The following is a 16,714-nucleotide window of genomic DNA, read 5'->3' as shown; positions in this document are numbered from 1 at the left end:
GCAGAGGGCGCCCGGTAGGCTTGCCGGGTGAGTGAAGTCGAGATCGGTGCAGGCAAGCGCGGACGACGGGCGTACGCGTTCGACGACATCGCGGTGGTTCCCTCGCGGCGCACGCGCGACCCGCAGGACGTCAACGTGCAGTGGTCGATCGACGCCTTCACGTTCGAAGCGCCGATCCTGGCCGCACCGATGGACTCCGTCGCCTCGCCGGCCACCGTCATCCAGATGGGCAAGCTCGGCATCCTGGGTGTGCTCGACCTCGAGGGCCTGTGGACCCGGTACCAGGACCCCGGGCCCTACTACGCCGAGATCCGCCAGCTCACCGACGACAACGTCACCAAGCGCATGCAGGAGATCTACGCCGAGCCCGTCAAGGCCGAGCTGATCACCGCGCGCCTGGCCGAGATCCGCGCCGCTGGTGTCCCCGTCGCCGGGTCGCTCAGCCCGCAGCGCACGCAGGAGTTCTCGCAGACGGTCGTCGACGCCGGTGTCGACCTGTTCGTGATCCGCGGCACCACGGTGTCGGCCGAGCACGTGTCGCAGAACACCGAGCCCCTGAACCTCAAGAAGTTCATCTACGAGCTCGACGTCCCCGTGATCGTCGGTGGCGCGTCGACCTACACCGCCGCCCTGCACCTCATGCGCACCGGCGCGGCCGGCGTGCTGGTCGGCTTCGGTGGCGGCGCCGCCTCGACCACCCGTGCCGCGCTGGGCATCCACGCGCCGATGGCCACCGCGGTCGCCGACATCGCCGGGGCCCGTCGTGACTACATGGACGAGTCCGGTGGCCGCTACGTGCACGTCATCGCCGACGGGGGCCTCGACACCGCGGGCGACGTCGTGAAGGCGATCGCGATGGGCGCCGACGCCGTCATGCTCGGCACCGTCCTGGCCCGTGCGTCCGAGGCGCCGGGCGGCGGTTTCCACTGGGGCGCCGAGGCACACCACCCGGAACTCCCGCGAGGTCGTCGTGTCGAGGTCGGCACCATCGCCCCGCTCGAGAGCGTCCTGAACGGCCCGACCCCCACCTGGGACGGCCGCGCGAACATCGTCGGTGCCCTGCGACGGTCGATGGCCACCACCGGGTACTCCGACGCCAAGGAGTTCCAGCGAGTAGAAGTGGTCGTGGCGCCCTACCACCGCTGAGTGCACCGGCGCCGGACGGCAGCACGCTGACGTGCTGCTCCACCACGGTGACGCGGAGGCGATGATGGCAACGACGGTCTCGGGCAAGAAGGCACCCGGCGGTGCGTTCGGCACGGCGGGGTTCGATCCCCAGGCGAAGCTCGGACCGGAGGAACGGGCCGATGCGATCGAAGCACTGAAGACGAGGGAGCTCGACGTCCTGGTCGTCGGTGGTGGGATCGTCGGCGGGGGCAGCGCCCTCGACGCCGTCACCCGTGGCCTGAGCGTCGGGATCGTCGAGGCCCGCGACTGGGGATCGGGCACGTCGAGCCGCTCGTCGAAGCTCGTGCACGGCGGCATCCGGTACCTCGAACAGCTCAACTTCACCCTGGTGCGCGAGGCCCTGATCGAACGCGGCCTGCTGCTGCAGCGCATCGCCCCGCACCTGGTCAAGCCGGTCCGCTTCCTGTACCCGCTCAACCACCGCGTGTGGGAGCGCTTCTACATCGGGATCGGCATGGCGATGTACGACGCCTTCAGCTGGTCCGGTGGCCGCCCGCCCGGGGTCCCGCACCACCGGCACCTCACCCGCACGCAGGTGCTGCGGTCGATGCCGTCGCTGAAGAAGGACGCGTTCGTCGGCGGCATGACCTACTACGACGCCCAGGTCGACGACGCCCGCTACGTCGCGTCGCTGGTGCGCACCGCGGCGTCCTACGGCGCCCACGCCGCCGCCCGCGTGCGGATCGAGGGCTTCATCAAGGTCGGCGAGCGCGTGGTCGGCGCCCACGCGCACGACATCCAGACGGGTGAGAAGTTCGACATCCGGGCCAAGCAGGTCGTCAACGCCACCGGCGTCTGGACCGACGACACCCAGGCGATGGTCGGCACGCGCGGGCAGTTCAAGGTCCGTGCATCGAAGGGCGTGCACCTGGTCGTGCCGCGCGACCGGTTCCAGTCGAACATGGGCATGATCCTGCGCACCGAGAAGAGCGTGCTGTTCGTGATCCCGTGGGGCCGCCACTGGCTGGTCGGCACCACCGACACCGACTGGTACCTCGACAAGGCGCACCCCGCCGCCACCGCGGCCGACATCGACTACATCCTCGAACACGTCAACAAGGTCCTGCGTGTGCCGCTCACCCGCGAGGACGTCGAGGGCGTCTACGCCGGCCTGCGACCGCTGCTGGCGGGCGAGTCCGACGTCACGTCGAAGCTCAGCCGCGAGCACGTCGTCGCGCACACCGCCCCCGGGCTGGTGGTCGTGGCCGGCGGCAAGTGGACGACCTACCGCGTGATGGGCAAGGACGCCATCGACGAGGCCGTGGCCGCGATGGACGGCCGCATCCCGGCGTCGACCACGCAGGACATCCCGCTGCTCGGCGCCGAGGGGTACCCCGCCGCGTGGAACAAGCGTGGCCGCACGGCCAAGACCTTCGGCGTGCACAAGGTCCGCATCGAACACCTGCTGAACCGGTACGGCACGCTCGCCACCGAGGTGCTCGACCTGGTCAAGCAGGACCCGGCGCTCGCCGAGGCCCTGCCCGGAGCCGACGACTACATCGGTGCCGAGGTCGTCTACGCGGCGTCGCACGAGGGCGCCCTGCACCTGGAGGACGTCCTGGCCCGCCGCACCCGGGTCTCGATCGAGGCCTGGGACCGCGGCGAGTCCGCAGCTCCCGTCGCCGCGAAGCTGATGGCGGGCGTGCTCGGCTGGGACCAGGAGCAGACCGAGGCCGAGGTGGCGAACTACCTGAAGCGTGTCGCTGCCGAGCGCGAGTCGCAGCTGCAGCCCGACGACGAGTCCGCCGACCGCGTGCGGCTCGAGGCCCCGGACATCGCGTTCGGCTTCGAGGAGGACGACGTGGTCGTCGGCGGCGGCCGCTCCAGTGGCGCCGAGGGCGCCACGGCGTCGGACGAGCAGGTGGTCGGCGAGAAGACGACCGAACCCAGCTAGGCGGGGCGCGACGGACAGGAGGCGCGTGACCGGCTGGTCACGGGCCTCCCGTCCGTCTGCTGGTCACGCTGCGTTCGCCGGCGCGGCCTGCTCGATCCGCGTGACGGCGCCGTCGACGACGGTCACCAGCGCGTCCAGCGCGGCACGGTGGACCAGGTCGTGCGTGACCAACAGCGTGGCGGTCCCGCGCTCGTGCGTCAGACGATGGACCAGGTCCATCACCGCAGCACCCCGCTCTTGGTCGAGCGCGCTCGTCGGCTCGTCGACCAGCAGCACGTCGGGGTCGTGCACCAGCGCCCGGGCGATGGCGACCCGTTGCCGCTGGCCGCCGGACAGCTGTGCCGGTCGCCTGTCGGCATGGGCGGTGAGTCCGACGGTGTCGAGCAGGTCGTCCGCGCGGGCGGCGATGCGGGCACGACCCGCGCGGTCCGTGGTGCCGAGCCGTCCCATCACGAGCAGCTGTTCGCGGGCGGTGAGCGCCGGCAGCAGGTTCGACTGCTGGAACACGATCCCGATCCGGTCGCGGCGGAGTTCGGCGGCCGCACGCCGGTCGAGCCCGGTCGCGTCGAGGTCGCCGATCAGCACCCGCCCCGAGTCCGGCCGGATCAGCGTCGCCGCGACCGCCAGCAGCGAGGACTTGCCCGAGCCGGAGGGGCCGGTGATCCCCGTCACCAGGCCGGCGTCGGCGCGCAGGGTGACGTGGTCGACGGCCGTGGTGCGGGTGGCGCCGTCGGGGAAGGTGAGGGTGACGTCGTCGAGGGTGATCATCGGTTGCTCCCGAGTGCGGTGAGGGGGTCGGCGGCGGTGACGGTGCGCAGGGCGACGGCGGCGCCCGCCAGGCCCAGCAGGACCATCGCGACCGAGGGCAGCAGGGTGGTGAGGGGGCTGAGCATGAACGGCAGCGCGCCGCCCGCTGCGACTCCGAGGGCGACGACCGCGACCGTGCCGACACCGATCCCGGCGACCAGCACGACGAGCGCCTGCCCGAGGGCATCGCGGACGAGTGAGGGTGTGCTCGCACCGAGGGCCTTGAGCACGGCGACGTCCCCGGCCCGCTGCATCGTCCAGACCGTGAAGAACGCCCCGACGACGAGCGCCGAGACCCCGAACAGCATCGCGATCATGAGCCCGAGCGATCCGACCTCGGATCGGAAGGTCTCGAGCGCGGTCAGGCTGCCGAGCGGTGTCGCCGCCGACGTGTGCGTCCGTGCGGAGACGGCGGACCAGTCCGGCGTCCCGCTCACGGCGAGCACGGTCGCGGCTCCGTCGCCGCCGAGACGGCGGTCGGCCGCCGCCCAGGCGTCCGGGGTGAGCGCGAGCACGGGTGTGTGGCTGTACCAGGCGTCGCCGCCCACCGAGGCGACGCGGAAGGTCGAGCCGGCGACGGTCACGCGGTCCCCGACGGCGGCACCCAGGTCGTGCGCCGCTCCGGCGGACAGCCCGACCTGGTCGTCGGCCCGCGGGGCGAGATCGGCCACGACCGACCCACGTGCGCCGCCGCTGCCGTGCGGCAACCCGACCAGTGCGACGCCCACGGCGGTGTCGGCGCCGGCGGAAGCGGCACGACCGGCGGTGGCGCGACCCTGCACGATCCCGACGGGCACGACCTCGTCGACCCCGGCCGCGTCCTGCCAGCCGACCCGCGCCTGCTCGTCGATCGTGGACTGCGCGAACGAGGGCTGCCCGGTGGACGGCTGCTGCAGGACCAGACGGTCGCCCGGCAGACCCAGCACCGCCGACACGTTCTGCGACGCCAGACCGCCGGTCAGGCCGGCCAGGAACCCGACCAGCAGGGTGATCAGGGCGACGACGCTCCCGATCAGGACGAATCGACCCCGCGCATGCCGCAGGTCACGCCAGGCGACGAACACGCTGACTCCTCTCCGTGCCGGGACGGTCCACGGCACGGCATCCAGCCTCGCGGGGCGGTCGCGCCGGGACATCGCCGGTGGGTGTGGTCCTGGCATCGACCGTTCGGTTGATGCCCGCCGGCGGCGTGCTCCCTACGCTGGACACCGATGTCGCACAGCACGCTCACGCCGGTGTTCGTGGGGCTGCGGACGGGACTCCACGTCCTGGTCGCCGCCCTCACGGCACTCGTCGTCGTGCGCGTGCTCGTCGAACCCGGACGCACCTCGTGGTCCGCCCTGGCACTCGTCGTCGTCTTCGCGATCGTGTACGTGCTCGGCGGCCTGGCAGCGGCGACCCGGCCGACCCGCCGCGTCCTCGCCGGAGCCGTGTGGCTCGTCACGTTGACGGTGGTCTGGATCGCGCTGCTCGTGCTCGTCCCCGAGGCCGCGTACCTGGTCTTCCCGCTGTTCTTCCTGTACCTGCACGTCCTGCCGCGGGTCGTCGGACCCGTGGCCGTGCTCGTCGCCACCGGGATCGCGATCGTGGCGTTGGGCCTGCACGGCGGGTTCACCGTCGGCGGGGTGGTCGGACCGCTCGTCGGCGCCGGCGTCGCCCTGCTCATCGGACTCGGCTACCGGGCACTCGCGCAAGAGGCACGTGAGCGCGAGGATCTGGTCGCCCGGCTCATCCGGACGCAGGACGAACTCGCCGCGACGCAGCACGAGCAGGGGGTCCTGGCCGAACGAGCGCGACTCGCTCGCGAGATCCACGACACAGTCGCACAGGGACTCTCGAGCATCCAGATGCTGCTGCACGCTGCCGAATCGGCCGACGGTGAGCGACCGGGCATCGAGCACGTCCGACTGGCCCGTCAGACCGCTGCCGAGGGGCTGGCCGACACCCGGCGCTTCATCCGTGAGCTCAGCCCGCCGACGCTCGAGCAGGGGATCGGGTCGGCGCTCGACCGACTGGCGGGATCGCACCGTGCCGGGGCCGGGCTGGCCGGCGCCGGCCTGGCCGTCCACGTCGACGTGCCCGAGCAGGTGACGCTGCCCATGGCCACGCAGACCGCGCTGCTGCGGATCACCCAGGGGGCCCTGGCCAACGTCGTGCAGCACGCCGAGGCCACGGCGGTCCGCATCACCCTGGTCGTCGACGGCCCCTGCGCCACCCTGACCGTGTCCGACGACGGCCGCGGGTTCGACCCGGTGGCCGTCCGGGCGCGCGCCGGGTCCAGCGACTCGTTCGGCCTGGCCGCGATGACCGAGCGCGTGCGGCAGCTCGACGGCCGGCTCGACGTCGACTCGGCACCCGGCAGCGGCACCACCGTGCGGGTCGTCCTGGGCGGTGCGCCGTGATCCGCGTCGTGATCGCCGACGACCACCCCGTGGTGCGGGCCGGCCTGCGGGCACTGCTCGACACCGCCGCCGACATCACCGTGGTGGGCGAGGCCGCTGTCCCTGCGCAGGCCGTCGCCCTGGCTGCCGAGCTGGCGCCCGAACTCGTGCTCATGGACCTGCAGTTCGGGCAGGCCCAGACCGGAGCGGACGCCACCCGCGCGATCCGAGCGCTCGACGCCCCGCCCTACGTGCTCGTCCTGACCAACTACGACACCGACGGCGACATCCTGGGCGCCGTCGAGGCCGGGGCGAGCGGCTACCTGCTCAAGGACGCCCCGCCGGACGAACTGCTGGCCGCCGTCCGGGCCGCCGCCGCGGGCGAGAGCGCCCTGGCCCCGGTCATCGCCAGCCGGCTGATGGAGCGGGTGCGCTCGCCGCGGGTCAGCCTGTCCGCGCGCGAGCTCGAGGTGCTGCGACTCGTGGCGTCGGGAGCGTCCAACGGCGACGTCGCCGCAGCCCTGCACATCACCGACGCCACCGTGAAGACGCACCTGGTGCACGTGTTCTCGAAGCTCGGGGTGTCCTCGCGCACCGCGGCCGTGTCGGCAGCGCGGTCACTCGGACTGCTGCGCTGAGAACGGAATGCGCGAGCGCCCACGGTGGTTAGCATGGGTGTCCTGGGAAAGGGAGCCATCATGGTCGACGTTCATCGCGTCAAACTCCCCGGAGTCGGCGTGCTGCACAGCTTCTACACCGACGACGGTGGCAAGTGCGGGGTCATCACGCACAGGTCGGGTCACTCCGACCTCATCTCCTTCGCTGACGTCTCCGACGGCGCCGACAAGTCCGAGAAGGTCTCGCTGCGCCTGAGCGACGACGAGGCCCACACCCTCGCCGAACTGCTGGGCGGCACCCGTATCACCGAGGGCCTCGACAAGCTCGACGAGATCCCGGGTCTGTCGATCGACTGGTTCTCCGTCGACTACGAGGACGCGATCGCCGGCAAGCCACTCGGCGACCTGCACGACTCCGGCTTCATCGGCCTGACCGTCGTCGCCGTCGTCCGTGGCGACAGCGCCAACCCCGCCCCCTCGGCGGACTTCGTCGTGTTCCCGGGCGACACCATCGTGGTCGCCGGCGCTCCCGAGAAGGTCGCCAAGGCGTTCTCGTTCTACCGCAGCGGTGCACTCGCGGCGGCATCTGCGGCCGAGGCGCCGCCCCGGAGCTAGCGGCATGCACCTGGGTGGTGAGCTGCTGACCATCGGCGGCCTGTTCCTCATCGCCTACGTCCTGGGCCGACTCGGCAAGCTCATCGGGCTCCCCGCCATCCCGATCTACATGGTCGTCGGACTCATCGCGAGCCCGCACACGCCGTGGATCGGGCTGAGCGTCGAGTCCCACACGATCGAGCTGATCGCGACCTTCGGGCTGATCCTGCTGCTGTTCAACCTGGGGCTGGAGTTCGACCAAGAAGAGTTCTACGGCAACGCCGGCAAGCTCCTGGTCTCCGGCGGCACGTACGTCGCGATCAACATGGCCGTCGGGTTCGCCTTCGGCTTCTCGCTCGGCTGGGGCACGCGCGAAGCCCTGGTGATCGCGGGCATGACCGCGACGTCGTCGAGCGCGATCGTCACGAAGCTGCTGATCGAGCTGCGGCGGCTGGCGAACGACGAGACCCCGATGATCCTCGGCGTCACCGTCATCGAGGACGTCTTCATCGCGATCTACCTGGCGATCGTGTCGGTCGTGCTGTCCGGCGACACGAACATCTGGGGCGTGATCGGCAAGCTCGGCCTGGCGTTCGGGTTCCTCATCGTCATGTTCAGCCTGGCGCGCTGGGGTGGCAAACAGGTCTCGAAGATCTTCGCCACCCGCGACGACGAGCTGTTCACCGTGCTGTTCTTCGGCCTGGCCGTGATGTTCGGTGGCATCGGCGACCTGCTCGGCGTCACCGACGCCATCGGCGCCTTCGTCATCGGGCTGCTGTGCGGTGCGACCCGCTACCGCGACCGGATCGAGCAGCTCGCCCTGCCGATGCGCGACGTCTTCGCGGCCTTCTTCTTCGTCAACTTCGGCCTGGGCCTCGACATCTCGACCTTCGGCGAGGTGCTCTGGCCCGTCCTCGGCGCGATCGGCATGACCGTCGTGCTGAACGCCGTCGCAGGCCAGCTGGTCGCCCGCATGAACGGCTTCAGTGCGCAGCAGGGCATCAACACCGCCGTCATCCTGGTGAACCGTGGCGAGTTCGCGCTGATCCTCGCGACGCTGTCGGCTGCCGCCGGACTGGAGGAACGGATCACCGCCTTCGCGGGCCTGTACGTCCTGATCATGGCCGTGTTGGGACCGATCCTCGCCACGAACTCCGACCGCATCGGCCGCCTGGTGCTCCGCCCGGGGCGGGTGCGCAAGCTCCGTGGACGCGAGCGCGCCGCGGCCGAGGCCGCGGCCGCACGCAAGGCCGAGCGCGACCGCCGGTTCGCCGAGGAGTTCGCGCTCGTGGAGGCGGCTGGCAGGGACGAGCGCGAGAATGGTGCACCGGAGACGACTGCCGATGCCGAACCGGAGACGGTGAGCACCGGCACGTCGTCCGTCGAGATCCCCGCCGAGCGTCCCGAACGCCCGGCCCGAGCACGTGATCCGGAGTACTGACACGCATGTGGGCCGTCGCCCGTCGACCGAGGTGGATCGCGCTGCTGTTGCTGGCGCTGGTCCTCGCTGCGGTGTTCGCCTTCCTGGGCAAGTGGCAGCTCGAGCGGAGCATCGAGAACGGCAAGCCGGCGCCCGCCACGACTGAGACGCGGCAGGTCCTGTCCGACGTCTCGAAGCCCGAGCGCGGCGTGGGCGACAGCCTCGCCGGACAGAAGGTGACCGTCACCGGCCGCTTCGTGGCCGGTGACACGACCGTGCTGACCGGGCGGAGCGGCGGTGGTCGCTACCAGACCGTCGGACACATGGTCGACACGACCACCGGTGCGAGCCTCCCGGTCGTCATCGGCTGGTCCGACCAGCGGTCTGCCGCCGTCGCCGGTGGTAACCGTCTGGCGGACGGCGCGACCGTGACGGTCCAGGGCCGGTACTACCCGTCCGAGTCGCCGGACCAGGACGCGTTCCAGCAGTCCGAGTACTCGGCCGTCGCCCCCGCGCGGTTCGTCAACACGTGGAAGGCGTTCGACGACCGGATGTACGGCGGGTACGTCGTCGCCGACGGCACGACCGCGTCGGCAGCCGACCTCGGCACCATCGCCGACCGCGCCCCCACGCGCGAGGTCCAGTTCGACTGGCTCAACTTGTTCTACGCGATCGAGTGGGTCGTGTTCGCCGGCTTCGCCGTGTTCCTGTGGTGGCGGTTCGTGAAGGACACCTGGGAGCGCGAAGAGGACGAGCGTCTGCAGGCCGACCTCGGGTTCCCCGCCGAGGGTGCTGACGGTGCTGACAGCGCCGCCGGGGCAACGTCCGACCGACGGTAGGATTGCTGCCATGGCCCTGACCGTCCGTACCCGCGACATCCCCAAGATCCCGGGGGCGGTGCGGCTGTACCGCATCTCCGCGTACATCACCGGTGTGCTGCTGCTCGCCCTGGTGATCGAGGTGATCATCAAGTACACGCCGCTCCAGCTCGAGATGCAGCTCGGTGGCCCGACGTTCTTCGTCCCGAACGGCACCGCCGGCCAGGCCCCCGGCACGTTCAACCTGTCGATCGCGATCCTGATCGCCCACGGGTGGCTGTACGTCGTGTACCTCTTCATGGACTTCCGCCTGTGGAGCATCATGCGCTGGCGCCCGTCGCGGTTCCTGCTCATCGCGCTGGGCGGCATCATCCCGTTCATGTCCTTCGTGGTGGAGCACCGCATGCAGAAGGCCGCCATGACCACGTACCACGAGCTGACCGCGCAGCAGGCGCGGGAGAAAGAGAGCGCTCGTTGAGCGAGACCGATCAGCGTCCTGTCCTCGTCGTCGACTTCGGAGCCCAGTACGCGCAGCTCATCGCTCGCCGCGTGCGTGAGGCCAACGTCTACAGCGAGATCGTCCCGCACTCGATGAGTGCCGCCGAGATCCGCGCGAAGGACCCGGCCGCGATCGTGCTGTCCGGTGGTCCGTCGTCCGTGTACGAGCAGGGTGCGCCCGCGCTCGACGGCGAGATCCTCGAACTCGGGGTCCCCGTGCTCGGTATCTGCTACGGCTTCCAGGCGATGGCCTCGGCGCTCGGTGGGACCGTCGCCAACACCGGCCTGCGCGAGTACGGCGCCACCGACGTCGACGTGACCGGCACGGACTCGGTCCTGCTCGGCGGGCAGCCGGCGTCCCAGACGACGTGGATGTCGCACGGCGACTCGGTGTCCGAAGCGCCCGCGGGCTTCGAGGTCCTTGCGTCGAGTTCCTCCACCCCTGTGGCGGCCTTCGCGTCCGACGAACGCAAGCTCTACGGCGTGCAGTGGCACCCCGAGGTCAAGCACTCCACGTTCGGCCAGGCCGTGCTCGAGAACTTCCTGCACCGTGCCGCCGGGCTGCCCGGTGACTGGAACTCGAACAACGTGATCGAGGAGCAGGTCGCCCGCATCCGGTCGCAGGTCGGTTCCGCGCGGGTCATCGCCGGGCTCTCCGGCGGCGTCGACTCCGCCGTCGCCGCGGCCCTGGTGCACAAGGCCGTCGGCGACCAGCTGACGTGCGTGTTCGTCGACCACGGGCTGCTGCGCGCCGACGAGCGCAAGCAGGTCGAAGAGGACTACGTCGCCTCGACCGGTGTCCGCCTGGTCACGGTCGACGCCGAGCAGCAGTTCCTCGACGCCCTCGCCGGTGTCAGCGACCCCGAGCAGAAGCGCAAGATCATCGGGCGCGAGTTCATCCGCACGTTCGAGGCCGCTGCTGAAGCCCTGGTCCTCGAAGCCCGCGCCGACTCGTCCGACGACGGCGCCGGTCAGGTCGAGTTCCTGGTGCAGGGCACGCTCTACCCCGACGTCGTCGAGTCCGGCGGCGGATCCGGCACCGCGAACATCAAGTCGCACCACAACGTCGGCGGCCTGCCCGAGGACATGACGTTCAAGCTCGTCGAACCGCTGCGCACCCTGTTCAAGGACGAGGTCCGTGCGGTCGGCCGTGAACTCGGGCTGCCCGAGGTCATCGTCGGACGCCAGCCGTTCCCCGGGCCCGGGCTCGGCATCCGCATCGTCGGCTCCGTCGACAAGGAGCGCCTGGAACTCCTGCGGTCCGCGGACGCGATCGTGCGCGAAGAACTCACTGCGGCCGGCCTCGACGACACGATCTGGCAGTGCCCGGTCGTGCTGCTGGCCGACGTGCGCTCCGTGGGCGTGCAGGGCGACGGGCGGACCTACGGGCACCCGATCGTGCTGCGTCCGGTGTCGAGCGAGGACGCGATGACCGCGGACTGGACCCGCCTGCCGTACGACGTGCTCGCGAAGATCTCGAACCGCATCACCAACGAGGTGCGCGACGTCAACCGCGTCGTGCTCGACGTCACGTCGAAGCCGCCGGGGACGATCGAGTGGGAGTGAGACTCCCCTGACGACGGGGTCCGGTGCCGATGCGCCGGGCCCCGTCGTCGTTCCAGGGGTTCCGGGGCATCACCGGCTCGAGCGGCACCGACTGGTCGCAACAGTGGCTCGAGCGGCGCCGACTGGTCACAACAGTGGCTCGAGCGGCGCCGACTGGTCGCAACACCCCGCTGGAGGTCTGTCGACTGGTCACACGTCGTCGGTGGGCGGCGTGCCGGGCGACGGTTCGTGACCGCTCGGCGAACGTGAGCGGGGAGTTGTGACCGGTCGCGACTCGGAACGCGGTCGCGACTCGGAACGAGGGGGAGCGCCGGGAACGACGAAGGGCCCCGGCGTGTGCCGGGGCCCTTCATGTGTGCGTGGAGGAGCTAGTTGCGCTGGCTGCTCGCGATGATGGCGAGGATGCGCAGGATCTCGAGGTACAGCCAGACCAGGGTGACGATCAGGCCGAACGCTGCAGTCCATCCGTAGATGCGGGGAGCGCCGCGCTGGACGCCGGTCTTGATCTGGTCGAAGTCGAGGATGAGCGAGTACGCCGCCATCACCACGACGAAGACGCCGATGATGACGCCCCACGGGATGCCGAACAGGAAGCTCGGCGCGCCCATGAGCCCGAACGGCGTGCTCGTGACGCCAGTCCACGCCAGCACCAGGTTCACCAGCGAGAACGCCATGTAGCCGACCATCGCGACCAGGAAGAACTTCGTCGCCTTGGGCGTCGCACGGACCTTGCCCGAGCGGAACAGCAGCAGGGTCACGAAGAAGACGCCGAGCGTGCCGAACACGGCCTGCGTGACGATGCCCTCGAACGCCGAGTTGTAGTACCCCGAGATGCCACCGACGAACAGCCCCTCGAAGAAGGCGTAGGCCAGGACGAGCCCGGCGGACGGCTTCTTCTTGAAGGTGTTGACGAGGGCGAGCACGAACCCGATGACTGCACCGGCGATCCAGACGATCGGGGGGAGGTTCCAGCCGGCCACGGCACCGACGACGAGCACGCCGAACGCCATGAGCGTCTTGACGATCGTGTCTTCGTAGGACATGCGGTCGGTGTCGACGGTGTTGGCCGCCGGACGGTCGTACATGTACTGCAGCTGCTCGGGCGTCATGCCGGGCTGCTGCGGGGTCTGGCCCCACCCGCCGCGCTGCTGCTGCGAGCCGGCGCTCCAAGCGTTCCGGCCCGCGTCGTTGAAGGCGGGGGACTGGTCGAAACCGGGCTTGAAAGCCATGGTGTCCTCGGATTCCTCTGGTCTCAGGTCGTGCAGGAGCGGTGATCCGTTCCTTCGCGTCCTCTCAGCCTAGGTGGGCTCGGCCCGGAAAGGCTGGGGATTCGCGGCGAGCGGACGCCGGTGGTGGGACCGGTACCCGAACTCTACGGCGGGGTGCTGCGCATGTGATCGACGGTCGTCGAGAATCCCCCGGGAAACCAAGGGTTGACACGAGTAAACCCCACGCGCGAGCATGGACGAGCAACGATGCACCCGCCAGAAGGAGCCCAGCATGACGTTCACCCTCGGCATGGTCGGAGCCGGCCAGTTCGCCAGCCACTTCGCCACCCTGTTCGACAAGCACCCCGGCATCTCCGCCGTGTACGCCACCGACGTCCTGCCCGAGCGCGCGCAGCAGCTCGTCGACGAGCTCGACCTGGCCGGCACGTTCGCCTCGTTCGACGACATGCTCGCCAGCCCCGACGTCGACGCCGTGGCGATCTTCACCCAGCGCTGGACGCACGGACCCCTGGTGCTGCAGGCACTGCAGGCCGGCAAGCACGTCTACTCGGCGGTGCCGATGGCGACCGCGCAGACCGAGATCGAGTCGATCATCCAGGCGGTCCAGCAGACCGGGCTGACGTACATGATGGGCGAGACCAGCCAGTACAACCCGGCGACGGTGTTCGCACGCAAGAAGTACGACGACGGTGCGTTCGGGCGGGTGTTCTACGCCGAGGGCGACTACGTCCACGACATGGACCTCGGGTTCTACGACGCGTACAAGTACAGCGGCGGCGACGATTGGAAGGCCACGGCGAGCTACCCGCCCATGTGGTATCCGACGCACGCGATCGGGGGCGTGCTCGGAGCCGTCCCCCGTCACGCCACCAGCGTCAGCTGCATCGGTGTGCACGACGACCGCGGCGACGGGGTCTTCGACACCCAGGTCAGCATGTTCGACAACGACTTCTCGAACATGACTGCACTGTTCGAGCTCGACGGCGGCGGTTCGATGCGCATCAACGAGTTCCGTCGCGTCGGCTTCCCCTCGTACATCCGCGAGAGCCGCTTCCGCTGGTTCGGGACCGACGGCAGCTTCGAGCAGCTCGTCACGAACTCCGTCTGGCAGGACCGCGACGGCGTGACCGACGTCTCCGACCAGATCGCGAACCGACCGACCATGGACGAGGACGACCCCCGCCTGGCCGACGTCTCGCCCGCACTGCGCAGCTCGTTCGTGTCGGGGCACGCCCCCGTGCACGACGACCTGACCGGGCGCCTGCCCGCCGAGTTCGACTTCGCTCCGAACGGGCACGAGGGCTCGCACCAGCTGCTGGTCGACGACTTCGTCACGGCCGTCAACGACCGCGTCCTGCCGCCGGTCAACGCCTGGCAGGCGGCTCGGTACACGCTCCCGGGGCTGGTCGCGTTCGAGTCGGCCAAGCGCAACGGGGAGCGCCTGACGATCCCGGACCAGGGCGATGCACCCGTCGCGGTCGGCGAACGCCTGCCGGCCGTCGACCGGGTGTCATGATCGACCAGTGACCGACCCGAGCGTGCGACCGGCGAGCGCGAGCGCGCGCCCCGTCGACGCGGACACACGTTCGGCCGTCGCCAGCGCGGAACCATCTCGTCAGGAAGCGGCGGTGCCGACGGCTGATCGGCCTCGCAAGCCCACCCGCCGCGACGTGGCGCGCCTGGCCGGGGTGTCGGACGCCGTCGTCAGCTACACACTGAACGGCGGCGCCCCGGTCGCCGCCGACACCCGCCGTCGCGTCCTGGCCGCAGTCGCCGAACTCGGGTACCGTCCGAACCAGGCGGCACGTGCGCTCCGGTCCGGCTCGGCACGCACGCTGGTGCTCGCCGTGCCGGACGCACAGGACCCGGTCTTCTCGAACCCGTTCTTCGCGGAGTTCGCCGCTGCGATCGAGTCCGTCGCCCGCGCCCGCGGGTACGTGCTGTCGACGACGGCGACGACGTTCGCGCCCGACGGCCTGCGCACCCGGTTCGAGGAGTTCGCCGCCCGCATGGTCGACGGCGTCCTGGTGCTGTCGAGTGGTGTCGCGGACCGGACCGCGATCGACCCGGTCGGCCTGCCCTGGGTCGATCTCAACGTCACGGGCGGTCGACCCGGCGTCGCGAGCGTCGGGGCCGACCTGCGGGGCGGGGCGGAACAGGCAACGGAGCACCTGCTCGGCCACGGGCGGACCAGGGTGGCGTTCGTGGGCCAGCTCGACACCCGTGAACCCCGCCATGCGGGGTGGCGGGCGACGTGTGGGCGGTGGGGCGTGCCTCCCGGCAGGGTGTATGACGGCGGGTACACGCGCGAAGGCGGGTACGTCGCCGGACTGCAGATCGCCGACGAACCCGATCCGCCGGACGCGGTGTTCGCGGCGTCCGACCGCACCGCGGTCGGACTGCTCCGGGCGTTCCACGAGCGCGGCGTCCGTGTTCCCGAGGACGTCGCCGTCGTGGCGTTCGACGGCTCGTGGGAGGCCGAGTACACGTGGCCGCCACTCAGCACGCTGCGGCAGCCGGTCGAGTCGATGGCCGAGGCCGCGGTGCGCGGACTGCTCGACGGATCCCCACCGACACACCACGAGTTCCCTGCGGAACTCATCATCCGGGCGTCCTGCGGAACGCACGGGCCCGACACCGGAGCGCACTAGGGTCGGCCGCATGACCCCCCTGGTGATCGCCCACCGAGGAGCCTCCGGGTACCGCCCGGAGCACTCGCGGAGCGCGTACGAACTCGCGATCGAGCTGGGTGCCGACGCGATCGAGCCGGACCTGGTGCCGACGGCGGACGGTGTCCTGGTGCTCCGGCACGAGAACGAGATCTCGGGGACGACGGACGTTGCGGACCACTCGGAGTTCCGCGATCGCCGGACGACCAAGACCGTCGACGGTGACCGGCTGACCGGGTGGTTCACCGAGGACTTCACGTGGGACGAGCTCACGACGCTCCGCACGCGTGAACGCCTGCCGGCGCTGCGACCGGACTCCGCCGCGCACGACGGCCAGGACCCGATCCTGCGACTCGAGGACCTGCTCGCGATCCTCGATGCTGCGCCGCGGCCGGTCGGGCTGGTCGCCGAGGTCAAACACGCCACGTACTTCGACGGCGTCAGCCTGCCGATGGGGCAGCTCGTCGACCAGGCGATCGGCGCCGCCGGCTGGCGGGATGACGAACGGCTCACGTTCGAGTGCTTCGAGAAGGGCGTCCTGCGCGACCTCGCCGCCCGGGGGGCGGGTGGTCGGCTGGTGTACCTGCAGGAGGGACGTGGCAGCGCCGCGGACGAGGTCGCGGCACACGGTTCGGCGGCTCCCACGTACGCGACGGAGCGGACGGACCCGGCACTCGCTGCGCTCGCCGACGAGTTCGACGGCATCAGTGTCGACCTGAAGACCCTGATGGCGGGGGTCGATCCGGTCGCGGTCGACGACCCCCGTCCGGTGCGGTCGCCGATCGTCGACCGGGCGCACGCGGCGGGGCTCGCGATCTACACGTGGACCCTGCGACCGGAGAACCGGTTCCTGCCCGCACCGCTCCGTCGCGGCGGGGACGTCGCGGCGCACGGCGACTGGGAGCGCTGGTACACCTCGATCATCCGGACCGGCGTCGACGGCGTCTTCGCGGACCACACGGACCTGGCGGTGCACGCCCGTTCGGTGGTTGCGGACGGGGCTGGTGGTGTCGGGGGGCGCGCCTAGACTGGG

At 70.8% G+C, this 16,714-nt stretch carries 15 protein-coding genes; 12 read left to right on the top strand and 3 right to left on the bottom strand.

Going from position 1 to position 16,714, the window contains the following annotated elements; translation table 11 throughout:
- Positions 1-27 precede the first annotated feature (27 nt).
- The gene (locus tag MT346_RS15470; RefSeq protein ID WP_243563990.1) at positions 28-1,146 is read left to right on the top strand and encodes a GuaB3 family IMP dehydrogenase-related protein; all 1,119 of its coding nucleotides are present in this window, start codon (positions 28-30) and stop codon (positions 1,144-1,146) included.
- 64 nt (positions 1,147-1,210) lie between these two features.
- Positions 1,211-3,082 carry a glycerol-3-phosphate dehydrogenase/oxidase gene (locus MT346_RS15465; RefSeq protein WP_243563989.1) on the top strand — a complete coding sequence of 624 codons (1,872 nt, stop codon included), beginning with the start codon at positions 1,211-1,213 and terminating at the stop codon, positions 3,080-3,082.
- 63 nt (positions 3,083-3,145) lie between these two features.
- Here the strand turns inward: MT346_RS15465 and MT346_RS15460 are convergent, their stop codons facing one another.
- Together MT346_RS15460 and MT346_RS15455 are read right to left on the bottom strand one after the other, a co-directional pair.
- The gene (locus tag MT346_RS15460; RefSeq protein WP_243563988.1) at positions 3,146-3,850 is read right to left on the bottom strand and encodes an ABC transporter ATP-binding protein; all 705 of its coding nucleotides are present in this window, start codon (positions 3,848-3,850) and stop codon (positions 3,146-3,148) included.
- Positions 3,847-4,953, bottom strand: coding sequence for an ABC transporter permease (locus tag MT346_RS15455; RefSeq protein WP_243563987.1), 1,107 nt, complete (start codon positions 4,951-4,953; stop codon positions 3,847-3,849). The genes MT346_RS15460 and MT346_RS15455 overlap by 4 nt, the downstream gene beginning before the upstream one ends.
- Before the next feature lie 147 nt (positions 4,954-5,100).
- Here MT346_RS15455 and MT346_RS15450 point away from each other — a divergent pair, with 147 nt between their 5' ends.
- The 7 genes from MT346_RS15450 to guaA are packed head-to-tail and all read left to right on the top strand — an operon-like array spanning position 5,101 to position 11,783.
- Positions 5,101-6,291 carry a sensor histidine kinase gene (locus MT346_RS15450; protein ID WP_243563986.1) on the top strand — a complete coding sequence of 397 codons (1,191 nt, stop codon included), beginning with the start codon at positions 5,101-5,103 and terminating at the stop codon, positions 6,289-6,291.
- A complete protein-coding gene (locus MT346_RS15445; RefSeq protein ID WP_243563985.1) occupies positions 6,288-6,908 on the top strand; it encodes a response regulator transcription factor in 621 nt (206 codons plus the stop codon). Before MT346_RS15450 ends, MT346_RS15445 begins: the two co-directional genes overlap by 4 nt.
- Before the next feature lie 60 nt (positions 6,909-6,968).
- Complete coding sequence (locus tag MT346_RS15440; protein WP_243563984.1) at positions 6,969-7,502, top strand: cation:proton antiporter regulatory subunit; 534 nt, start codon at positions 6,969-6,971, stop codon at positions 7,500-7,502.
- A gap of 4 nt (positions 7,503-7,506) precedes the next feature.
- Positions 7,507-8,922, top strand: coding sequence for a cation:proton antiporter (locus tag MT346_RS15435; RefSeq protein WP_243563983.1), 1,416 nt, complete (start codon positions 7,507-7,509; stop codon positions 8,920-8,922).
- A gap of 5 nt (positions 8,923-8,927) precedes the next feature.
- The gene (locus MT346_RS15430) at positions 8,928-9,740 is read left to right on the top strand and encodes an SURF1 family protein (protein WP_243563982.1); all 813 of its coding nucleotides are present in this window, start codon (positions 8,928-8,930) and stop codon (positions 9,738-9,740) included.
- A gap of 10 nt (positions 9,741-9,750) precedes the next feature.
- Positions 9,751-10,197, top strand: coding sequence for a DUF3817 domain-containing protein (locus MT346_RS15425; RefSeq protein WP_243563981.1), 447 nt, complete (start codon positions 9,751-9,753; stop codon positions 10,195-10,197).
- Positions 10,194-11,783 (top strand): glutamine-hydrolyzing GMP synthase, encoded by a 1,590-nt coding sequence (gene guaA, locus MT346_RS15420; RefSeq protein WP_243563980.1) that lies wholly within the window; start codon positions 10,194-10,196, stop codon positions 11,781-11,783. The genes MT346_RS15425 and guaA overlap by 4 nt, the downstream gene beginning before the upstream one ends.
- Positions 11,784-12,151: 368 nt before the next feature.
- On the opposite strand, the gene MT346_RS15415 is transcribed toward guaA, so the two are convergent.
- Complete coding sequence (locus tag MT346_RS15415) at positions 12,152-13,012, bottom strand: Bax inhibitor-1/YccA family protein (RefSeq protein ID WP_243563979.1); 861 nt, start codon at positions 13,010-13,012, stop codon at positions 12,152-12,154.
- Positions 13,013-13,283: 271 nt separating this feature from the next.
- On the opposite strand from MT346_RS15415, the gene MT346_RS15410 reads away from it, so the two are divergent.
- From MT346_RS15410 to MT346_RS15400, 3 genes are all read left to right on the top strand, one after another.
- Complete coding sequence (locus MT346_RS15410; protein ID WP_243563978.1) at positions 13,284-14,528, top strand: Gfo/Idh/MocA family protein; 1,245 nt, start codon at positions 13,284-13,286, stop codon at positions 14,526-14,528.
- 112 nt (positions 14,529-14,640) lie between these two features.
- Positions 14,641-15,663: a LacI family DNA-binding transcriptional regulator gene (locus MT346_RS15405; RefSeq protein ID WP_243563977.1), complete on the top strand. Its 1,023-nt coding sequence runs from the start codon at positions 14,641-14,643 to the stop codon at positions 15,661-15,663.
- A gap of 10 nt (positions 15,664-15,673) precedes the next feature.
- Positions 15,674-16,708, top strand: coding sequence for a glycerophosphodiester phosphodiesterase family protein (locus MT346_RS15400; RefSeq protein WP_243563976.1), 1,035 nt, complete (start codon positions 15,674-15,676; stop codon positions 16,706-16,708).
- The last annotated feature ends 6 nt before the right edge of the window (positions 16,709-16,714 follow it).

This window comes from Curtobacterium sp. VKM Ac-2922 (genome assembly GCF_022815645.1).
Classification (GTDB): Bacteria; Actinomycetota; Actinomycetes; order Actinomycetales; family Microbacteriaceae; genus Curtobacterium.
The sequence above is the reverse complement of the archived record's forward strand: the minus strand, read 5'-3'. Positions and strand labels throughout refer to the sequence as shown.

Bases quoted from the DNA above. Each gene is read 5' to 3' on its own strand.
- MT346_RS15465 (WP_243563989.1), top strand. From the start codon at position 1,211: ATGGCAACGACGGTCTCGGGCAAGAAGGCACCCGGCGGTGCGTTCGGC.
- MT346_RS15460 (WP_243563988.1), bottom strand. From the start codon at position 3,850: ATGATCACCCTCGACGACGTCACCCTCACCTTCCCCGACGGCGCCACC.
- MT346_RS15450 (WP_243563986.1), top strand. From the start codon at position 5,101: ATGTCGCACAGCACGCTCACGCCGGTGTTCGTGGGGCTGCGGACGGGA.
- MT346_RS15440 (WP_243563984.1), top strand. From the start codon at position 6,969: ATGGTCGACGTTCATCGCGTCAAACTCCCCGGAGTCGGCGTGCTGCAC.
- MT346_RS15435 (WP_243563983.1), top strand. From the start codon at position 7,507: ATGCACCTGGGTGGTGAGCTGCTGACCATCGGCGGCCTGTTCCTCATC.
- MT346_RS15430 (WP_243563982.1), top strand. From the start codon at position 8,928: ATGTGGGCCGTCGCCCGTCGACCGAGGTGGATCGCGCTGCTGTTGCTG.
- MT346_RS15425 (WP_243563981.1), top strand. From the start codon at position 9,751: ATGGCCCTGACCGTCCGTACCCGCGACATCCCCAAGATCCCGGGGGCG.
- MT346_RS15415 (WP_243563979.1), bottom strand. From the start codon at position 13,012: ATGGCTTTCAAGCCCGGTTTCGACCAGTCCCCCGCCTTCAACGACGCG.
- MT346_RS15410 (WP_243563978.1), top strand. From the start codon at position 13,284: ATGACGTTCACCCTCGGCATGGTCGGAGCCGGCCAGTTCGCCAGCCAC.
- MT346_RS15400 (WP_243563976.1), top strand. From the start codon at position 15,674: ATGACCCCCCTGGTGATCGCCCACCGAGGAGCCTCCGGGTACCGCCCG.